The organism is Saccharibacillus deserti, from assembly GCF_013618475.1.
Lineage (GTDB): Bacteria > Bacillota > Bacilli > Paenibacillales > Paenibacillaceae > Saccharibacillus > Saccharibacillus deserti.
This window is the reverse complement of sequence record NZ_JABJVN010000004.1, coordinates 238,050-255,362: the sequence shown is the minus strand read 5'-3', so window position 1 is coordinate 255,362 and position 17,313 is coordinate 238,050. Positions and strand designations below refer to the sequence as shown.

At 58.5% G+C, this 17,313-nt stretch carries 15 protein-coding genes; 10 read left to right on the top strand and 5 right to left on the bottom strand.

What is annotated here, in order from left to right:
- Positions 1-12 precede the first annotated feature (12 nt).
- The 3 genes from HOP44_RS13025 to HOP44_RS13015 all read right to left on the bottom strand — a co-directional run bounded on the left by HOP44_RS13025 (position 13) and on the right by HOP44_RS13015 (position 3,651).
- Positions 13-1,698, bottom strand: coding sequence for a VWA domain-containing protein (locus tag HOP44_RS13025; protein WP_246369806.1), 1,686 nt, complete (start codon positions 1,696-1,698; stop codon positions 13-15).
- An 18-nt stretch (positions 1,699-1,716) separates the two neighbouring features.
- The gene (locus tag HOP44_RS13020) at positions 1,717-2,568 is read right to left on the bottom strand and encodes a hypothetical protein (RefSeq protein WP_172253991.1); all 852 of its coding nucleotides are present in this window, start codon (positions 2,566-2,568) and stop codon (positions 1,717-1,719) included.
- A 204-nt stretch (positions 2,569-2,772) separates the two neighbouring features.
- A complete protein-coding gene (locus HOP44_RS13015) occupies positions 2,773-3,651 on the bottom strand; it encodes a prenyltransferase/squalene oxidase repeat-containing protein (RefSeq protein WP_172253990.1) in 879 nt (292 codons plus the stop codon).
- A 259-nt stretch (positions 3,652-3,910) separates the two neighbouring features.
- Between HOP44_RS13015 and HOP44_RS13010 the strand changes: the two genes are divergently transcribed.
- The 8 genes from HOP44_RS13010 to HOP44_RS12975 all read left to right on the top strand — a co-directional run bounded on the left by HOP44_RS13010 (position 3,911) and on the right by HOP44_RS12975 (position 13,189).
- A complete protein-coding gene (locus tag HOP44_RS13010; protein ID WP_246369776.1) occupies positions 3,911-5,548 on the top strand; it encodes an ABC transporter substrate-binding protein in 1,638 nt (545 codons plus the stop codon).
- Positions 5,545-6,534 carry an ABC transporter permease gene (locus HOP44_RS13005; RefSeq protein ID WP_219915566.1) on the top strand — a complete coding sequence of 330 codons (990 nt, stop codon included), beginning with the start codon at positions 5,545-5,547 and terminating at the stop codon, positions 6,532-6,534. Before HOP44_RS13010 ends, HOP44_RS13005 begins: the two co-directional genes overlap by 4 nt.
- 1 nt (position 6,535) lies before the next feature.
- Complete coding sequence (locus HOP44_RS13000; RefSeq protein WP_172253989.1) at positions 6,536-7,402, top strand: ABC transporter permease; 867 nt, start codon at positions 6,536-6,538, stop codon at positions 7,400-7,402.
- Positions 7,399-8,331 carry an ABC transporter ATP-binding protein gene (locus HOP44_RS12995; protein ID WP_172253988.1) on the top strand — a complete coding sequence of 311 codons (933 nt, stop codon included), beginning with the start codon at positions 7,399-7,401 and terminating at the stop codon, positions 8,329-8,331. Before HOP44_RS13000 ends, HOP44_RS12995 begins: the two co-directional genes overlap by 4 nt.
- Positions 8,328-9,101, top strand: coding sequence for an ABC transporter ATP-binding protein (locus HOP44_RS12990; RefSeq protein WP_172253987.1), 774 nt, complete (start codon positions 8,328-8,330; stop codon positions 9,099-9,101). Before HOP44_RS12995 ends, HOP44_RS12990 begins: the two co-directional genes overlap by 4 nt.
- 125 nt (positions 9,102-9,226) lie before the next feature.
- Positions 9,227-10,306 (top strand): aminotransferase class V-fold PLP-dependent enzyme, encoded by a 1,080-nt coding sequence (locus HOP44_RS12985; protein WP_172253986.1) that lies wholly within the window; start codon positions 9,227-9,229, stop codon positions 10,304-10,306.
- Entirely contained in the window at positions 10,303-11,529 is a 1,227-nt protein-coding gene (locus tag HOP44_RS12980; protein ID WP_172253985.1) for an amidohydrolase family protein, read from the top strand. The genes HOP44_RS12985 and HOP44_RS12980 overlap by 4 nt, the downstream gene beginning before the upstream one ends.
- A gap of 94 nt (positions 11,530-11,623) precedes the next feature.
- Positions 11,624-13,189 carry a WD40 repeat domain-containing protein gene (locus HOP44_RS12975; protein WP_172253975.1) on the top strand — a complete coding sequence of 522 codons (1,566 nt, stop codon included), beginning with the start codon at positions 11,624-11,626 and terminating at the stop codon, positions 13,187-13,189.
- Between the two features lie 92 nt (positions 13,190-13,281).
- On the opposite strand, the gene HOP44_RS12970 is transcribed toward HOP44_RS12975, so the two are convergent.
- Positions 13,282-14,718 carry a sensor histidine kinase gene (locus HOP44_RS12970; protein WP_172253974.1) on the bottom strand — a complete coding sequence of 479 codons (1,437 nt, stop codon included), beginning with the start codon at positions 14,716-14,718 and terminating at the stop codon, positions 13,282-13,284.
- The gene (locus tag HOP44_RS12965) at positions 14,702-16,228 is read right to left on the bottom strand and encodes a hypothetical protein (protein WP_172253973.1); all 1,527 of its coding nucleotides are present in this window, start codon (positions 16,226-16,228) and stop codon (positions 14,702-14,704) included. Before HOP44_RS12965 ends, HOP44_RS12970 begins: the two co-directional genes overlap by 17 nt.
- Before the next feature lie 264 nt (positions 16,229-16,492).
- Here HOP44_RS12965 and HOP44_RS12960 point away from each other — a divergent pair, with 264 nt between their 5' ends.
- Together HOP44_RS12960 and HOP44_RS12955 are read left to right on the top strand one after the other, a co-directional pair.
- Positions 16,493-16,675, top strand: a complete 183-nt coding sequence (locus HOP44_RS12960; RefSeq protein WP_172253972.1) for a hypothetical protein — start codon at positions 16,493-16,495, stop codon at positions 16,673-16,675.
- Positions 16,676-16,801: 126 nt separating this feature from the next.
- Entirely contained in the window at positions 16,802-17,269 is a 468-nt protein-coding gene (locus HOP44_RS12955; protein ID WP_172253971.1) for a flagellar basal body L-ring protein FlgH, read from the top strand.
- Positions 17,270-17,313: the final 44 nt, after the last annotated feature.

Sequence of the window (17,313 nt, the reverse complement as noted above, 5' to 3'; positions counted from 1 at the left end):
CGATACACGTCCTTAATTGAGAGTCCATGGATTTCCGCTGTACTTGCTTTGTTCTCCTTTACCGCATGCTTTTCCCGGATCATTCGCGTTTTCGTAAATCGAGCATTCGCCGCGAGTAAATTCGCTGACCTGCCACTGGGACGAAGAAGGATCTTGGGTCATGACATAGGTGTTCCGATCGGCTTCGTATTTCGATCGTTCTTTTTCTCTGAAGCTAAAAAATTTGAAGTATTCGATTTCGTAAGATCCGTCCGGGCGCTGATGGACCGATTCGATTCTCGCATTTTGGATAGGATCGACCTTTTTAGGGTTTTTGGTATAGTCGTTTTCGATCCTGTCTTTCAAATCCCGGTAAAAAGCAGAATCGAATTTCACATTGTCGCTGACCATCCCGAAGTCCGGTTCATTTACTGCGCGCGTATAGTTCGTTTGATAATCGGACAAAGCACTTTGGACAGCAATGAATGTTTGATCCAGTTTTCGAGTAAAGATTTGTTCGTCTGTTCGTGCTGTGTAGTCGTGAGATTTCATGTCCAGTACAAACGAAAATTCCTGTCCGTCGACTACCTGACGGGAAGGCGTATACGTTATTTTATACTGTCGGGTATAACGCTCGAAGACATCGGAATAAATATGCTGCAGTTCCTGCTGAAGATCGTCTTCTTCGGAAATGGAAAAAGATTGTCCGCCTGTCTGGAGAGCTATATCGGAGAGGTCCGTTTCGGCGTCTCCGAATCCTATGGTATAAATCGGAATGCCCAGCTGCTTGGACAGTTCGATGACGGAATAAGCCGAAGCTCCATAGCCGGAATCGTAACCGTCGGTGAAGGCGATAATATATTTTGGACCGGACACTTCGTTGGTACTATAGAGAGCTTCGGTCAGCGAATCGTATAAAGCCGTTTCTCCGTTATCCGATTCGTAGTAAGCCAGCTGATTTTCCACTTTCGCCAGATCGGAAGTGAAAGGAAGATCCGGTTCCGAAGGAGCGTAATTCGAGAAAGAAAGAATTTCGAACTGCCCATTAAATTCTTGGGGAACGCTTTGAATAAAGTTGATCGCCGCACTGCGCACTCGTTCGATCTTGGTGGCAGAGTCATACGCAGACGCCTGCTTGGCCATGCTGCCGCTCTTATCCAATACGAGATTTACGCTGACGTTGTCGCTCGGGCGGACAAAAGCAAAGTCGGAGACCGGTCTGTCGTCGATCTTGAACATTTTGGCGCTCAGTCGGTCGTCCCTCAATTCATTTTCAAAATTCTCGTCGGAAAACAATGAAAAATAAACATCGACTTTACCATTGGCATAATCGCCAGAGTCCACCTGATTGATCCGGATGTAGGCGGGAGCGGCAGATGTTTCGACCGCTGCCGTTTGTTCCGGCTCACGTTGGTCGGAGTCGGTAGAAGGGCTGGCCGAAGGAAGAGGTGCGGGTGCGGGATCGGGATCGCTTTTGCTTTCCGCTGCCGAAGAGACTTGGGGTCCGGCCGGGAGAAACGAAAAGTCGCTTTGCCACATCCATAAAAATGCACCTGCCAGAACAATTACGGCGGCTAGAGAAGCAATCAGCCACTTGAGCAGCGGTGACTGAGGGAGTCCAATTGGATCCGCAGATGCCGGTTCTTCTGTCGGTTTTCCACATTTCCCGCAAAAGCGGGCATTTGGCACCAGAGCGTCACCGCAGTTAAGACAAAACATCGCTGTCACTCCCTGTATTTAAGGTAAAAGGGACTCGAACTCTGAAAAAAGAGTGGATAAGCTGCCGAGTCTGAGATCTTCCAAAACGCCGTCGATATAGTAACCCGAAATGAAAATCAATGCCGTAATTTGAAGCAGAACGGCAGCCGTGACGAATAGCAAAACTTTTGCCGCAGGAACTTGAAACAGCTGCAGTGAGACATGGATCGTGATATACAACGCAACGAGCAGCAAGACTCCGAACAGAATTAGGCCGATTTTTAACGAAACAAACAGAACAAGTCCGGCTGCGATAAGCATGATTCCGGAGCTGAGCTGGGCGGCACCTATTTGGGCTACACTGTTTTTCCAGTTCGCTTTTCGTGTACCCATCCAGCTGCCGAGCGCAATCATAAAAATGACTAAGGCCAGCAGACTGCCTATGGAGATCAATAGCATCGGCTTGAGGATCGGCAGATTTTCGTCTAAGGTTTGTCGGATTGTCGATAATCCTTCTCCTAAGAAAGTTGTATTGAATAAGTCGCTTCGATTTAGACTGTAGCGATAAAGCAGCCAGTCGATCACATTTCTTTTCAAGGAAAAAGTCCAAAACAAAATCCCTGCCAAAAACAAGCCTATTCCAGTTAGCCCGTACGAAAGATCCGACTCTCCGTTTAACTCAAGAGCTCTCATAGGGTTTTTCAAAAGAGAAACCAACTTCCCTTTTTCCAGTTTGGGCAGCGGTTCGCGAGTGTAGGGGCGTGGTTCCGTTTGAAATGGCTGCTGGACGCTAGGTACAGGTGATGCCGTAACGACCTCAGCGGCCTGCGGCGTACAACGGTGCGGTTCGTAATCTTTCAATTCAACCCCGCAGTGAACACAAAAACCCATGTTATCCTCCTTTTTAGGTAAATATACCTAAGTGTTTATTTATTTCTTATATTGGGCTTTCTTATATTAGCATTTTATAGATTTGCTTGCTATATAATTCGTGACATTTGGAGCAGTTAATTGCCTGGAGGAGGAATAAAGCCCTAAATAGAGTGGATGGAAATAATAAAACAAGCCATTCCCTTTTAATGAGAATGGCTTGTTTCAATAGCGTTCACTGTTTAAAAAAGACGACACTTCGCCCACGCCCGCCAAGGCTTCCAGCAGGGCAAACGTCTCGCCGCCCCACTCGCCGTTTGCATCCCAGACCTGCCGTCCGATCCGGACCCGCCCTTCGTCCAGATAAGGCTTCATGCGTTCCAGCGCCTCTTCCGCGAATCCTGCCGGAAGGGGCTTATTGCGCTTGGCGGACCATTCCTTCAGGAAGGCCAGTCCGCGCAGCAGATCGTATTCGAAAAATCTCGGAAAACACGGCTTCAGCCAATCTTCGTTGATGACTTCTCCGCTTGATTTCGAACAGACCAGCCGATGCTCGATCAGGTAGCGTGCGCCTTCATCCAGAAACTCTTTTTCCCGCTCGGTAAACGGACGATCCGTGTATCGAAGAATCGCTTCGAGCGGAGGAAGGGAGGAGACGATAGAGCTTTTGCGGGAATGCAGGTAGGCGCCGGGATCGCAGTTCAAACCGCCGTCCGGCAGCTGATGCTTCAACAGCCATTCGCGAATCCAGGGCATCTCGTCGTCGAGATCGCAGCCGTAGGCCTGCAGGATCTGGTAGAATACGGCCAGCTCGCAGTGGCAGCAGTCCCATTTGTCCAGATCTTGGCTAAGAACCGGTCCGTCGCGGTCTTCGATCACAAACACCGGCCATACGCGGGTACGCAGCAGCGTTTGGGCTTGAACAATGGCGGATTCCGGAATAAGCCGGACTTGGCCCATCTCATAGAGGGCGGCCATATGCCACCAGGCGCCGTCCCACTTGTGTCGGCTGCCTTCGTCGTGCGGCGGTTCAAGAGATGAAGTCGTCTTCAGGAAACGGATCGAAGCTTCGGCTGCGGCGGAAACGGCGGGTCGTGCGGTCATGGGAATTCTCCTTTGGCGGTTGAAGGTTTTTTTCTCAGTATAAAGGATTTCAGCGGAACCGTTTGGGAAGCTTTGTTTTCCAGTCTCTGGATGGGTATGCCAGATGCTGGTTTGTTCTTGAAAATGCCGTATTCATGAAAAGGTTTTTATTTTTCATAGACGGCTTTTTTTGTTTGACAGGGTATGGAGTTTGGCACATAATCAATCCATACTAAATTCGTCAGAATTATGATGGGTACAGAAAAAAGGGGGATTTAAGATGTCTCGATTCAATCAAGCGGGAGGAAAAAGATTCGGGTTCGCGCTGCTGTTCATGCTGCTTCTGGCGGTGGTAGCCGGATGCTCGGGAGCGGGCGGGAATTCGACCGCGCAGACGGGCGGCGAATCTTCAACCGCAAAGCCCGCGGGCAGCGCGGAAACGGGGAAGACCGAGGCCGAACCGGCCCAGGCGGCGGAAGGCGGAACGTTCACTTATGCCCGTCCCGCATCGGTCACCTCGTTCGATCTGCACAACGAGATTACGGCGAACAACGCGTTTGCGATCGATAAAGTGTTCGAGCCGCTTGTCTCGTTCGACAGCGAAGGCAAGATCGTCGATTGGCTGGCGGAATCGCATGAAGTCAGCACGGACGGCCTCACGTACACTTTTGTATTGAAAAAAGGCCTGAATTTCTCCAATGGCGACGTGGTTACGGCCAAAGACGCCGTATTCTCGCTCAACCGTCATTTGACCGTCGGCGGGCCGCTTGCGATCTCGGCCAAAGTGGACAAAATCACGGCGAAAGACGACCGGACGCTGGTCGTTACGCTCAAAGAACCGTATACGCCTTTTATCTCGGAGATGTCCAACTTCTCCAACGGCATCCTGCCGGATAACTTCGGCGGCGTGCCGGAAACGGAATTTTTCAAAAAGCCGGTCGGAACGGGCCCCTTCGCGGTAGACAGCTGGGACCCGGCAGGCGACGTCACGTTCGTCAAAAACCAATATTACTGGCAGCAGGGCAAACCGCATCTCGACAAACTGGTGTACAAGCTGATCCAAGACGACAGCCAGGCGATCAACCAGCTCAAAGCCGGCGAAGTGGACGGCATTGAATCGCTGGCGCTCCAGAATGCGGAAGAGATCAAGAGCGGAGACGGCACCGGCGTGGTAACGAACGGCAGTTGGGTAACGGAGCAGCTGTTCTTCAATACGCTGGACGAACATTTCTCCGATGTCCATGTTCGCCGCGCCATCGCGCTGGCCCTCGATCGCGACGGACTGACGAAGGCGCTGACTTTCGGTTATGCGCAGACGGCGAACTCGCTGCTGCCGGCAACGATTCCGTACAACTCGAACGATACGCTCAAGCCGCTGAACTTCAATCTGGACGAAGCCAAGAAAGAGCTGGCCCTGTCCAAATTCCCGAACGGCTTCGAGACGACGCTTCTGGTCGCGTCGGGCAATGATACCCGTGCGCAGGAAGCGCAGATCATCCAGGCGGCGGCGCAGTCGATCGGAATCAAAATGAAGATCGAATCGGTCGAACTCGCCGCGTTCCGCGAACGGTTCTTCGCATACGACTTCTCCGCAATGCTCAACAGCGGACAAGCGGACTCGCCGGAAGCGAACTCGATTCTTGCGTTCCAGACCGATCCGGACGGCTTCAGCAAATCGTACTGGACCCATTACACGAACGGCAAAGTCACGCAGCTGCTGCGCGAAGGCCAGAAGACGGCGGACGGAGACGACCGCCAGGCCATCTACGGCGAACTGCTTCAGATTCTCGCCGATGACGTTCCGTATATTCCGCTGTACTACCCGGATATTCTGAAAGGCGTACGTTCTTCGGTGGAAGGGCTGACCGCTCTGCCGAACGGAAGCCTGCGCTTCGAAGACGTCCGCATCGCCCAATGACGAAGACAAGTCCGACAGCCCGCCGAAAGGCGGGCTGTCCGCCTTCTTATCGGTGGCTTGCGATCGCCGCGCTGCGCGCCCTGATCGTTATCGCATGCGTCACAACGGCGGTGTTCTTCCTGATCCGGATCGTACCGGGCGATCCGGCCAAAATGATACTCGGCGAATACGCCACGGCCGAGTCGATCGCCGCGCTGCGCCGTACGCTTGGGCTCGACCTGCCGCTGTGGGAACAGTTCGTCCGCTTTCTGCACACGCTGCTGACCCGGGGCGATACCGGCCTTTCTATCGTATCCGGCGTTCCGGTCCGGCAGCTGATCGCCGAACGGGCACCGGTGACGCTGCTGCTGATCGCCCTGGCCTGTCTGTTGGCTGCGGCCGTATCGCTTGTACTTGCGGTGGTCGCGGCTACGAACAAAGACAAACTGCTCGATCATCTGATCCGTATTTTCCCCGCGATTACGCTTGGCATGCCGGTATTCTGGGTCGGGCTGCTGCTGATCCTGCTATTCGGCGTACACCTGCGCTGGTTCCCGGTCGGCGGAATCGGCGAAGGCTGGACCGGGATGCTGTACAGTCTGGCGCTGCCTGCGATTACGGTCGCTTTTTCCCAGATCCCGACGCTGGTTCGCTCGCTGCGCGCCCAGATGCTTGAGGTGCTGGAGTCCGACTTTGTCGTTACGCTGCGCGCCGCCCGGATTCCGCGCCGGGTCATCTTGTTCAAACACGTGCTGCGCAATTCCGCACTGCCGACGCTCATGCTGTTCGGCGTGAACTTGTCTTATCTGATCGGCGGAACCCTGGTGGTCGAGCAGGTATTCGGGATCAAAGGCATCGGGAGTCTGCTGTTCACATCCATTTCAAGCCGGGATTTCCCGGTCATTCAGGGTATTGCGCTGTACTGCGCGTTCGCCGTCGTCGCGATCGGTCTGCTGATCGAGATCGCCGCCTGGCGGCTGGACCCGAGAACGAAGGAGAAGCGATAAGATGAGCCACCGTTCGATATCGCCGGAAGCCGGCCCGCTGCCCGCAGGCCGGGGGTGGAGCCGGGTGCGCCGGACTCCGGCGCTGCTTGCGGGCAGCTTCATGATGCTTGTCCTGATTCTGCTGGCGGTTTTCATTCCCTGGATCAGTCCCTACGATCCGATCGCCCAGGACTTAAGCGCGTTTCTCCGTCCGCCGTCCGCCGACCATTGGCTGGGCACGGATCAGCTCGGACGCGATCTGTTTACCCGTCTGATCTACGCCGCCCGGACCGATCTCGGAATCATGGTACTGGCGGAGATCATTCCTTTTTGCCTGGGGATTACGGTCGGTATGCTGGCGGGCTATTACGGCGGTTGGGTCGACACGATCGTCTCGCTGGTAACGGATACTTTCATTGCGTTTCCGTTTTATCTGATCGTGATTATTGTCGCTTTTGCCAGCGGGGCGGGCGCGCAGGGGATCTATATCACGTTCATGCTGGTCGGCTGGATCGTGTTCGCCCGCGTATCCCGGGGGCTTGCGGCTTCGCTGAAAAGGCAGGAATGGATCGCGTCGGCGCAGACCCTGGGATTGCCCGGCTGGCGGATTCTGCTGCGCCATCTGCTGCCGAATATTCTGCCGCAGGCCGTCGTGGTGCTGATGACGGACATGGTCGGCGTGCTGGTCGCGATCGTGACGCTGGGTTATCTCGGTATCGGAATCGCGCCGCCCACGCCGGACTGGGGAACGATGGTTGCCGACGGCCAATCGTTCATGACGACCGCCTGGTGGCTGTCCGCGATGCCCGGCTTGGCCGTCGTTTATACGGGGATCGCGCTGTCGCTGATCGGCGACGGCTTGGCGGACCTGTGGAGGAGGAAATCATGAGCGAACGCGAAATTCCGGCTCGGGCAGACCAAGCGCCCGATCGCAACACAGCCGCGGCGGAACATGCAGGTACCGCAGAGAACAAACCGGGAAGTCCCGAGAACGGTGGGGGAAAGGAAACCCCGACAGCTTCAGCCGCCGATCCGATTCTGGTGGTCGATCGGCTGACGCTCTCGGTCGCTTCCGGACAGAATCCTGTTCAGGACGTCAGCTTTTCGCTCGGACGGGGCGACAGTCTGGGAATCGTCGGAGAGTCCGGATCGGGCAAGTCGCTGACGCTGCGCGCCGTTCTGGGCCTGCTGCCTTCCGGCGTGAAGCGGACAGGCGGCGAAGTGCGGCATACCGTGCGCAGCGCCATGGTCTTTCAGGACCCGAGAGGAGCGCTCGATCCGCTGTGCCCCGTCGTCAAGCAGGTGGCGGAAGCGGTCCGCTACCGGCAGGGCAAGAACCGCCGGGAAGCCCGGGCAGAAGCGCTCAAGCTGCTGGGTCTGCTCGGGCTGCCGGATTCGCTGAAACGGGAAGACCGTTATCCGAATCAGCTGTCGGGGGGGCAGTGCCAGCGGATCGTGATCGCGTTGGCGCTGGCCTGCCGGCCGGATATTCTGCTCTGCGACGAGCCGACGACGGCGCTCGACGTAACGGTGCAGCGGCAGATCATCGATCTGATCGTACGGCTTCAGCGGGAGCTGGGCTTTGCGCTGGTCTTCGTGACGCACAATCTGGCGATCGCGGCGGAAATATGCACCCGGATCGCCGTAATGCGGCAGGGGCGCATCGTGGAGGAAGGAGCGGCGGTTGACGTTCTGGTCCGGCCGCGCGATCCCTATACGCAGATGCTGATCGAAGCGGTGCTGCCGCTGCCGGAATTTGCATCCGAATCTGAACCCGAAGACCGGACCCGCGATTCCGGAGAAGGAGGCACGCGATGAGCACGGATTTGAAGTTGGAAAAGGTAAGCGTTCGCTATGGGACATTCACCGCGCTGGATACGCTCGATTTGGATCTGCCCGCGCGTACGACGCTCGGACTTGTCGGCGAGTCCGGTTCCGGCAAGTCTACGCTTGCCCGCACAGTCGCGGGCCTCATCGTTCCCGACGAAGGCGTGATGCGTCTCGGCGGCCGGATCCTGGCAAAGCGCAGAAGCCGCGAGCAGCGCAAACAGATCCAGATGATCTTCCAGAATCCCGATGCTTCGCTGAATCCCCGGCATTCCGTCCGGCAGATTCTGTCCGAAGCGCTGACCTTTCACCGGATGACGCGGGGACGGACCGATACGGAGCGGCGCTGCCGGGAACTGCTCGAGCGGGTGCAGCTGGTACCGGGTTCGCTGGACCGTTATCCGCACGAGTTCTCGGGCGGACAGCGCCAGCGGATCGCGATCGCCCGCGCTTTGAGCGTGGAACCGGAGCTGCTGATCGCGGACGAGCCGACAAGTGCGCTCGACGTTTCGGTGCAGCGCAGCGTACTCGGATTGTTCCGCGAGATCCAAGCCGAGCTGGATCTGACCCTGCTGTTCATCTCGCACGATCTGGGCGTTATTCACGCGGTCAGCGATAACGTTGCCGTGATGCGGCAGGGTTCGCTGGTCGAGATCGCATCCAGGGAACGGTTCTTCTCCCGGCCGGAAACGGCTTACAGCCGCGAGCTGCTGGCGGCGGTGCCGAAGATGCCTGCGGCCGCTGCGGGAGCGACGAAGTAAGGCGGCAAGGCGAATAGGGCCGCAGAATGACTTGGCCGAAAAAGAACGGAAAAGAAATCGATTCGACCAGGTGCTTGTTGAAGAAGATACGTCTCAGAGAAGCAAAGACAGAACGGGGGAGAATGATGGATACTTTACAACCTTCAAACGGCGGTTCTTCGGGTTTTGTGCCGCTGTCACGCGCCGAATACGACACGCTGACGACGCAGCTTGCGAAGCTGCTGCATACGGAATATCCGCCGGTCATTGTGCCGGGCGAAGCGATTTTGGGTATCGAGGCGATTGCGGCAGGCATCGCGGCGCCGGGCAGGCGTTTTCTGAATGTGGTTACGGGGCCTTACGGAACGCTGTTCGGCGAGTGGCTGGAGCGCGGCGGAGCCGACGTGGAAGAACTGCGGGTGCCGTTCGATGAAGTCGTGACGGTCGAAGCGGTAGAAGAAGCGATCAAGCGGACTTCGCCGGACGCCATTTCATTCGTGCATGCCGAGGTGATCACCGGAGGATCGAATCCCGCCCGTGGGATTCTGGAACTGGCGCGCCGTTACGACCTGATCACGGTCAGCGATTCCGTGTCCGCGGTCGGCGGCGAAGCGCTGCGCATCGACGAATGGAGCGCGGATCTGGTAGCGATCGGAGCGCAGAAAGCGCTCGGCGGGCCGAACGGCGTCAGTGCCGTCGCGGTTTCTCCGCGCGGATGGGCGTTTATCGAGTCCAATGCCCGCGCGCCGCGCAGCTCGATCCTGTCGCTGCTCGACCTGAAGCCGCCGCGCGAGGGCGAAGCGTTCCGCGTGCCGCCTTATATTCCGACGCTTGAAGCACGGGCTTTGATCGCGGCGCTGGAAGCGGTCGAAACGGAAGGGCTGGAACAGGTCATCGGCAGGCATGAGCGGGCCGCGGAATCGGCTGCCGCCGGACTGCGGGTTCTTGGGCTGGAAGGCTGGCAGCGCAGTCCCGAGCGGCGCTCGACGCTGACGACGACGGTACGGATCGGCGGCGAACCTCGCCTGCAGATTCCGCGGCCGATCGGTATTGTCGCTCCGGGCGACGGCGAATTGAACGGGCAGCTGCTGCGCCTCAATCATTTCGGAGCGAACGCTTCGCAGGCGGCGGCGGAAACGGCGATCTCGGCGCTTGCCGGCCTGCTGGAACTCGAGGCGTCCGAAGCGCTGCAAGCCGTGCGCCGCGTATGGGAGAAACGGCCATGATTCTCCAGCGGCCGGTCCGCAAAAGCTTCCGGAATATCGCGATAGCCGGTATTTCCGGCCGGCGGTTCGATATCGGAATCGAACGCGGCCGATTCGTATCGGTCCAAGAAGCCGCCGCGCAGGCTCTGGCTTCAAGCGGCTCCGAATCCGGCATCGCAGCTCGATCCTCGCACGAAGAGCTTCGGCTTCGGACTGCCGCCGAAGAAGTCGACGGTACCGGCCTGTGGATCTCGCCGGGGCTGATCGACCTGCACACGCATATGGCCTGGACCGATTTCGATCATGCCGACCAGGCGAAGCGCGATTCCGCCGAGGTCGAAGCGATGCAGGCCGACGCGTTCGAAGCGACGCTTCGCACCGGCGTCACGACGGTGCGGGACGCGGGCGGGCTGCTGCCGGCAGCGGCGAAGCGGCTGATTCGCAAGCATGGGCATCCGCTGCGCGTGCATAACGGCAGCCATATGTTCGGCGCGGCCGACGCGCAGGGCCTCGATTACCTGAAACGGAAGATGGACGAAGTATTGGCTTCCGGTGCGGATTGGATCAAGATTATGGCGACAGGCGGCCTCGGATCGCCGACGGAGCAGGTGACCGATCCTACTTTGTCGGACAAGGAATTCGCGTTCCTTGTCCGGTACGCCCACGAGCACGGGCGCAGAGTCTTCGTGCATACGTGGGGAGGGGTTACGGTGGATTGGGCTGCGGAAGCCGGAGTCGAATCGATCGAACACGGCATGTTTGTGACGCGGGAGCAGGCGGACCGCCTGGCAGCGCGCAATGTGGCGTGGGTACCGACCGCTTCGATCTACCGGATTGCCGCCGACCCCGGCGGGGTACTTGGGCTGCCGCCCGTTATTCGAGAGCGGGCGATGCGCGCGGTGGAAGCGCATGCCAAAGCGGTCGGGTACGCCAAGCTTGCGGGTGTACGTCTGGGCTTCGGTACCGATTATGCGACGCCGGCCCTGCACGGACGCAACCTGCAGGAGATGGACACGCTTGCTTTGTACGGCCTGTCCCGCGCCGAGATCTGGGAGTCGGCGACAACCGGGGCCGCCGAGATTCTCGGCCGCGCCCACGAACTCGGCCGGATCGGCGAAGGCCTGCTCGCCGATGCCGTCCTGTTCGCCGCCGATCCTCTGGCTGCGCGCGGCGAAGAAGAGCTTCGGGGCAGTATCGTATGCGTACTGACCGCTGAAGCCGCGGATGAACTGGCCGGCGGTTGACCGTTCTTCCGGGAAGCGCACGAACACTTGATTGTGCGATAGGAAGCCGATTGCCGCGGAATGGAAACCTGTGAAACGGAGGATATTTTTGCTTATGAGCCAGGATGCAAGAATAGGCAGACTGCCGGCTTACTCGGAAACGAAAACACAAACCGAATACGAAACGCTGCTGGGGCAAATTCCCGGTCTGAAAAGGTTGTCGGAGCGCCAATGGGTGTACGAGCAGGAAGATCGCTGGATGGCGATCGACGTCTCGCTTATCGGAGAGGAAGGGGATATCCTCGACGGCGAAGGCTGCAATGTACTGGATACGCATGTGCCGTGGAGCTCTCTGCGCGGACACGGCGCGATGTGGGCGTACACACAGCTGCGGCTCCGTCTGGCGGCCGTCTTCGGCTGGAAAGTGCTGGACTCGCAGAGCGGCGACGTCTACAATCCTCTGCCGCTCGAATATCCGCTGCCGCTGCCCGTGCTGTCGGGCACCGCCGCCAAAGGAACAGTGCCGACAGAGCCGATCTCGTGGATGGCGGACAAAGCCGCTGTGCAGTATCGCAAAAAAGACCGGATCGCCGCCAAGTCGGAGCCCCGCTCTTCCTATTCGGCTCTGGTACCGCTTGACGGGGAACGGGTGCTGCACGGCTGCAAGGGCGGCTCCTACGTGAGCAGTGTGCCGGGCATCCAGATTCGCGGCGGAGAGCAGTTGGACTGTCTGGAGGAAGTGACAGGAATCGGACGCGTGTTTGCGCTGCGAGAAGACGGCCGCCGGCTGCTGGCCGACGGACCGCTGTCGCAGGGAAGAAGAGCGCATATCGCGATCTGCGGATTGCCGCCGCTTACTGTACTGACTCCGGTGCCCCTGCCGCTCTCGCCGCCTTTTGCCTGGATCCCGGACACGCCTGCATTCATCGCGGCAGTGCCGAGACCGAACCTGGGCGAAAGCGACATCGGATACGGACCGCCTTCCGCTCTTGTCGGGGGAAACCGGCTGCCGATCTCCGCCGAAGCGGTGGATAGGCATGCCTGGCTGCGCGATGCGCTGAATCCGGCGGTGCACCAACTGATCGAAGTCGACCCGGAGCGGCAGGAATGGCGTCCGCTGCTCGGCCGGGCGCTGTTTGCCGAAGTGTTCGGGAACTATGCAGGTTCCACCGCCGAAGAGCTGGCCGTCTCGCCGGACGGCCAAAAGATATATATGACGGACCATTATCATACGGTCGCGTGTTTCGACAGAACCGGGAACCGTTTCGTCTGGACCGCCGGGCTGCATGACAGTATGCGCGTGTACAGTCTCGCGCTCAGTCCGTGCGGACGATATCTGGCGGTCGGCGGGTTGGCGGACGACCGGCACAGTCCGGAATCGTTCTCGCTGCTGCACGCGGAGACCGGCGAATTCGTATACCGGCTGCCCGTGGCCGAGACGTTTCGCAGTGCGGTCTATGCCATCGCATGGCACCCGGAAAGCCGTTACCTGGCACTGGGTCTGGCGAATGGCAGAGTAGTCGAAGTCGGCCTGGACGGAGACAGCCGTTCTTTTAAGGGACTGAAAGGCGGCGTCCGGGCGATCTGCTTCCAGGGAGAACACATGCTGGTGACGGGAGCGGAAAAAGCAGTGCGAATATGGAATACGGAAGAATCGCGCGGAGATTCCGGACAGCTTTGATCGAGGTAGAGATCGGTTGAATTGAGATCGGGCTCTGCCGCATATTGCGCAGCAAAAGAAGCGAACCCGCCGATCGGGTTCGCTTCTTTTTGTTAGAGGAGTGACCGGTGCTCGGCCGGGTCGGCCGGATCCAACGGATCTGCGACCGCCAGAGGCAGCGTCACCGTCACGGTCGTGCCGATGCCGTATTCGCTTTCGATCTTGATCCGTCCGCCGTGCAGCCGGACGATCTCTTTGCTGATCGCAAGGCCCAGACCGCTGCCGGACATCTTGGAACTGCCTTTGTAGAAGCGCTGGCCGATGCGTTCGAGATCGGCGGCCGGGATGCCTTCGCCGTCATCCTGCACGCATACATGGACCTGAAGATCCGAACAAGCCGCGGTCAGCCGGACTTCGCCGTTCAGGTCGGAGAACTTGATGGCGTTGTCCAGCAGATTGACGAAGACTTGTTTGAGCCGGTTCAGATCGGCATGCATCGGCATCGGTTCTTCCGGCAGCAGGGTATGCAGCTTCACGCCGCGTTTGTTGCCGGAGTGGGTGTACTGCAGATCAAGCTGCCGCAGCAGGCTGTTCAGGTCGACGGGAACGGAACGCATCCGGATTTCGCCGGACTGGTATTTGGAAAAATCGAGCAGGTCTTCGACCAGACCGATCAGCCGGTCGGTCTCGCTTGTAATGACGCCAAGGCCGAGCATCGTCGTCTCTTCGTCGTCCAAACCGCCGACAAGCGTCTCGCCCCAGCCTTTGATCGAGGTCAAAGGCGTGCGCAGTTCATGGGAGACCGTCGAGATGAAGTCGTTTTTCATCTTCTCGCTTTTGGACAATTCGTCGTTCATATGATTGAGCGAGTCGGCCAGGGTTCCCACTTCGTCGTTATATTTGCGAATGGCTTTTACGGTGAAATCGCCGGTTGCCATCTGCCGGGAGATCACCGTCAGCTCCTTGACCGGACCGACGATCCGGCGGGCGATAATCAGGCTGAGCGCGACGCCGAGCGCGAGCACGGCCGCTCCGATTCCGATCGACCAGCCGATCAGCTTGACCACTTCCCGGTACAGCGGCTCGGCCGAAACCGAGAAGCGCAGGGTGCCGATCACTTCGCCGTAGCTGACCAGCGGGCTGGAGATCGCCATGATCCGCTGCCGAAAAGCCTGGGAGTAGCCCGAGTAGCTGCCGACGCCGCCCTGCTGGGCGACCCGTACATCCGAGGTGCGAATACGCTGGTTCGAAGAGAACCCGTAGGAGTCGACCACGGTCCGGCCTTCGAGATCCAGCACCTCGACCCGGCTGCTCTCGCCCGGAACCAGGTTTTCGAGAATGTAGCGGGCCCGCTCCTGCAGCGTGTAACCTTCCATGAACTGGTTGGACAGCGTAGCCGCCGTAACGGCTCGGGATTGGACGATCTGCCTGGCACTGTCAAAATAGTAGGTCGAAACCGCTGCGGCGAAGATGGCTTCAAGCAGCAGAATAATGGTCAGCAGCAGAAGGCCGATCTGGAGCAGGAGACGCCCTCTAATGCTTTTCAACATGGCTGTACGCCTCCTCTTCCGTTTCGCTGTCGGCATCCAGCCCGGCCAGCGATCCGACTTCGGCTGTACTGAGCCGAAGATTCTCGTAGATCTCGGCCTGTTCGCCCGTTAGCTCGGGATCGGAGTCCGGGAGCAGGGCGATCGTGATCGGCGACGAGCGGCCGGGGACGACGGAACCCGTGCCGGCGCCTCCCAATACGACGTAGGGGGTCTGGCGGCTCTCCAGCATAGGCTGCAGGCGGCCCCATTCTTCCGTCGAGAGCTGGCGAAGCGTCAGCAGCACGGCTTCGCCGCCGATCGTCTCTTCGGCGTTGCCGGAGTCGGGTTCGCTCTGCGGCGCATAGACGAATCGCACTTCGTCTGCCGCATCCGGATTGCCCTGAGGAAATTCGATCCGGTACTTGCCCTGCCAGCGATTCGGGATACGCAGGTCGTATCCCCACTGCCAGAAACGGTCTTCGACGAATATCATCCGGCGCTTGCCGTCCCAGCGGTAATAGGAATCGCTCCACAGCTGCGGCGTGCCCGCCTTCTCATCGGACACGGGCATCTCGTTCGGCAGAGCGACTTCCAGGATTCCGTCGCTGTCGAGATCCCGATTGGCCGCCGGATAATCGATCCACCATTTTTGCCCGGTGGAAGCGAGGTTGGGGGTGGGATCGGGTTCTCCAAGCTGCAGATCCTGTCTCGATGCGCGCGTATCGTATGTCTTTTTGGAGACGGAGAGGATATTCGCCAGACGTCCGTCGTCCCAGGCCAGCAGCAGGGTATAGCCGGAACGGGTGGTGCCCAGCACCTGGGCGAACAGCCCGGTCCGGGTCTCGGACGCGAGTTCGATCCGCATATTCAAGATGGCGCCTTCCGTCCGGCGTTCCGCGATTTCGACCAGCTGCCCGTCTTTTTCTCCCAAAATTTCAATTCGGGAGCGGGCATTCTCGATATTCTCAGAGGGAGGGACGAGGGCAATCTGACTTAAACCGTTTCCGATCAGATCGCCGGCCGCAATCTGGTCGTAGGATCGGTGCAGAATCGCTTCGCTCTTCGGGCCGGAGAACGAATAGACGTACAATTCCTTGGGCAGCCCGGTTCCGCCTCCGTCGTAGCCCAGCAGCAGCTGCGCAGAGGACTCGTTTAGCAGAGGCTTGATCGCCAGGTAATCGAGGTTGATTCCGCTTCCGGTAATCAGGTCGGCTTTTTTCCAGGCTCCGTCTTGCTGGCTGAGAATGAGAATATTGACTTCATAGTCCGTATCGGGTTTTTTGTAGGAAACGATCAGTTCCTTGGCTCCGTCGCCGTCCAGATCGGCAAGGCGGATAGCGCTGCCCTGATCGGACTGTCCGGGGGTCGTCAGCTGGTAGCCGGCCGGTAGAAAAGGCTGCACGGCACGATACAGCGACTGTTCTTCTCCCGCGAGGTTGGGCGCATGCAGCAGATCGCCCGGCGAAGCGATCCGGCCGCAGCCGGCAGTCAGCAAAATCAGCAGCAGGCCGGCGATTTTGAGTGCATTCATAGGCGGTTCTCCTTACGATAATGAGGCTATTCTTGTTTATCGGCATATAGGCCGGAAATACGACAGGTATAAGGGTCGGCGGTTCATTTTCGCAGTTAAAAGGGGTCAGGTCAAGAGGAAGCCGAGAAAAAAACGGCAGCGTAAGAAAAGGAGAGGAGAAGCGGTAAAAAGAAGGCCGAAAAAGGCTTGAAACAAAGAAACGGAACAGGGGGTCAAACGGACAGCGGCCGAGAATCCTCCGATCGGATAGGCAGGGGGAGCGATTTGATATTCGAACCCGAATCGCAAAGGTTCGAAAGCCGGCTGGAGCTTGGAGAACGCAAGGTCGGAGCGAGCCTCTATTTCTCCGAGCGGGAAGAAGCGCCGAAGCTGCTGCCCGCTTTGGGCGAACTCGCCCGCGATCTGGCGTCGCTGGATGAATCGGCCCGTTTGTCTCGGCGGATATGATGGGCTGAACAAAAAAACGAATAGCAAAGTCGCTGTCCGATTCGTTTTTTTTACCCTCAAAACGGTTAAAAGAATTGAAGAGGCAAGACGTTCGGCAGCAAAGCCGGCGTAGAGGGGGATACCGATATGTACAGAATGAAGATGACAGCCTTGATCGTTATGCTCCTGCTCGCCGGCTGCGCCAGCGCACCGGAGAACACCGGCGCGCCCGCCCCTAAGGCGGCTTCGTCGAATCCGGAAGTCCCGCCGGAAGTTCGCGAATACGCGGGTTCCGGCGACGCCTGGGCAGCGGAATATTCGATGTATGTACCCGAACAGGGCGGCAAGCTGCGCGCCCGGTTGACGGCCCGTTATGAAGGCGGCGGCCCTTCTCCGACCGGCGAAGTGAAATATTCGTATTACGGAGCGGATATCGAAGCGGGCAGCGGCGGCACGGTCGTCAAGCGCGTGCCGGAGAACGGCGTCTATCTGCTGCGGGATCTGGTCACGACCGAATATGTACAAGAAGATGCGGGGACGGTGGAATTGCTGCTGATCTGGGACGGGGGAGACCGTTCCGAGACGATCCGGCTCGAACCCGCGGATGAATTTTGAACAGGCAGGTCGGTCCGGCAAAAAGAACGAGCCGGAGGCAGAGC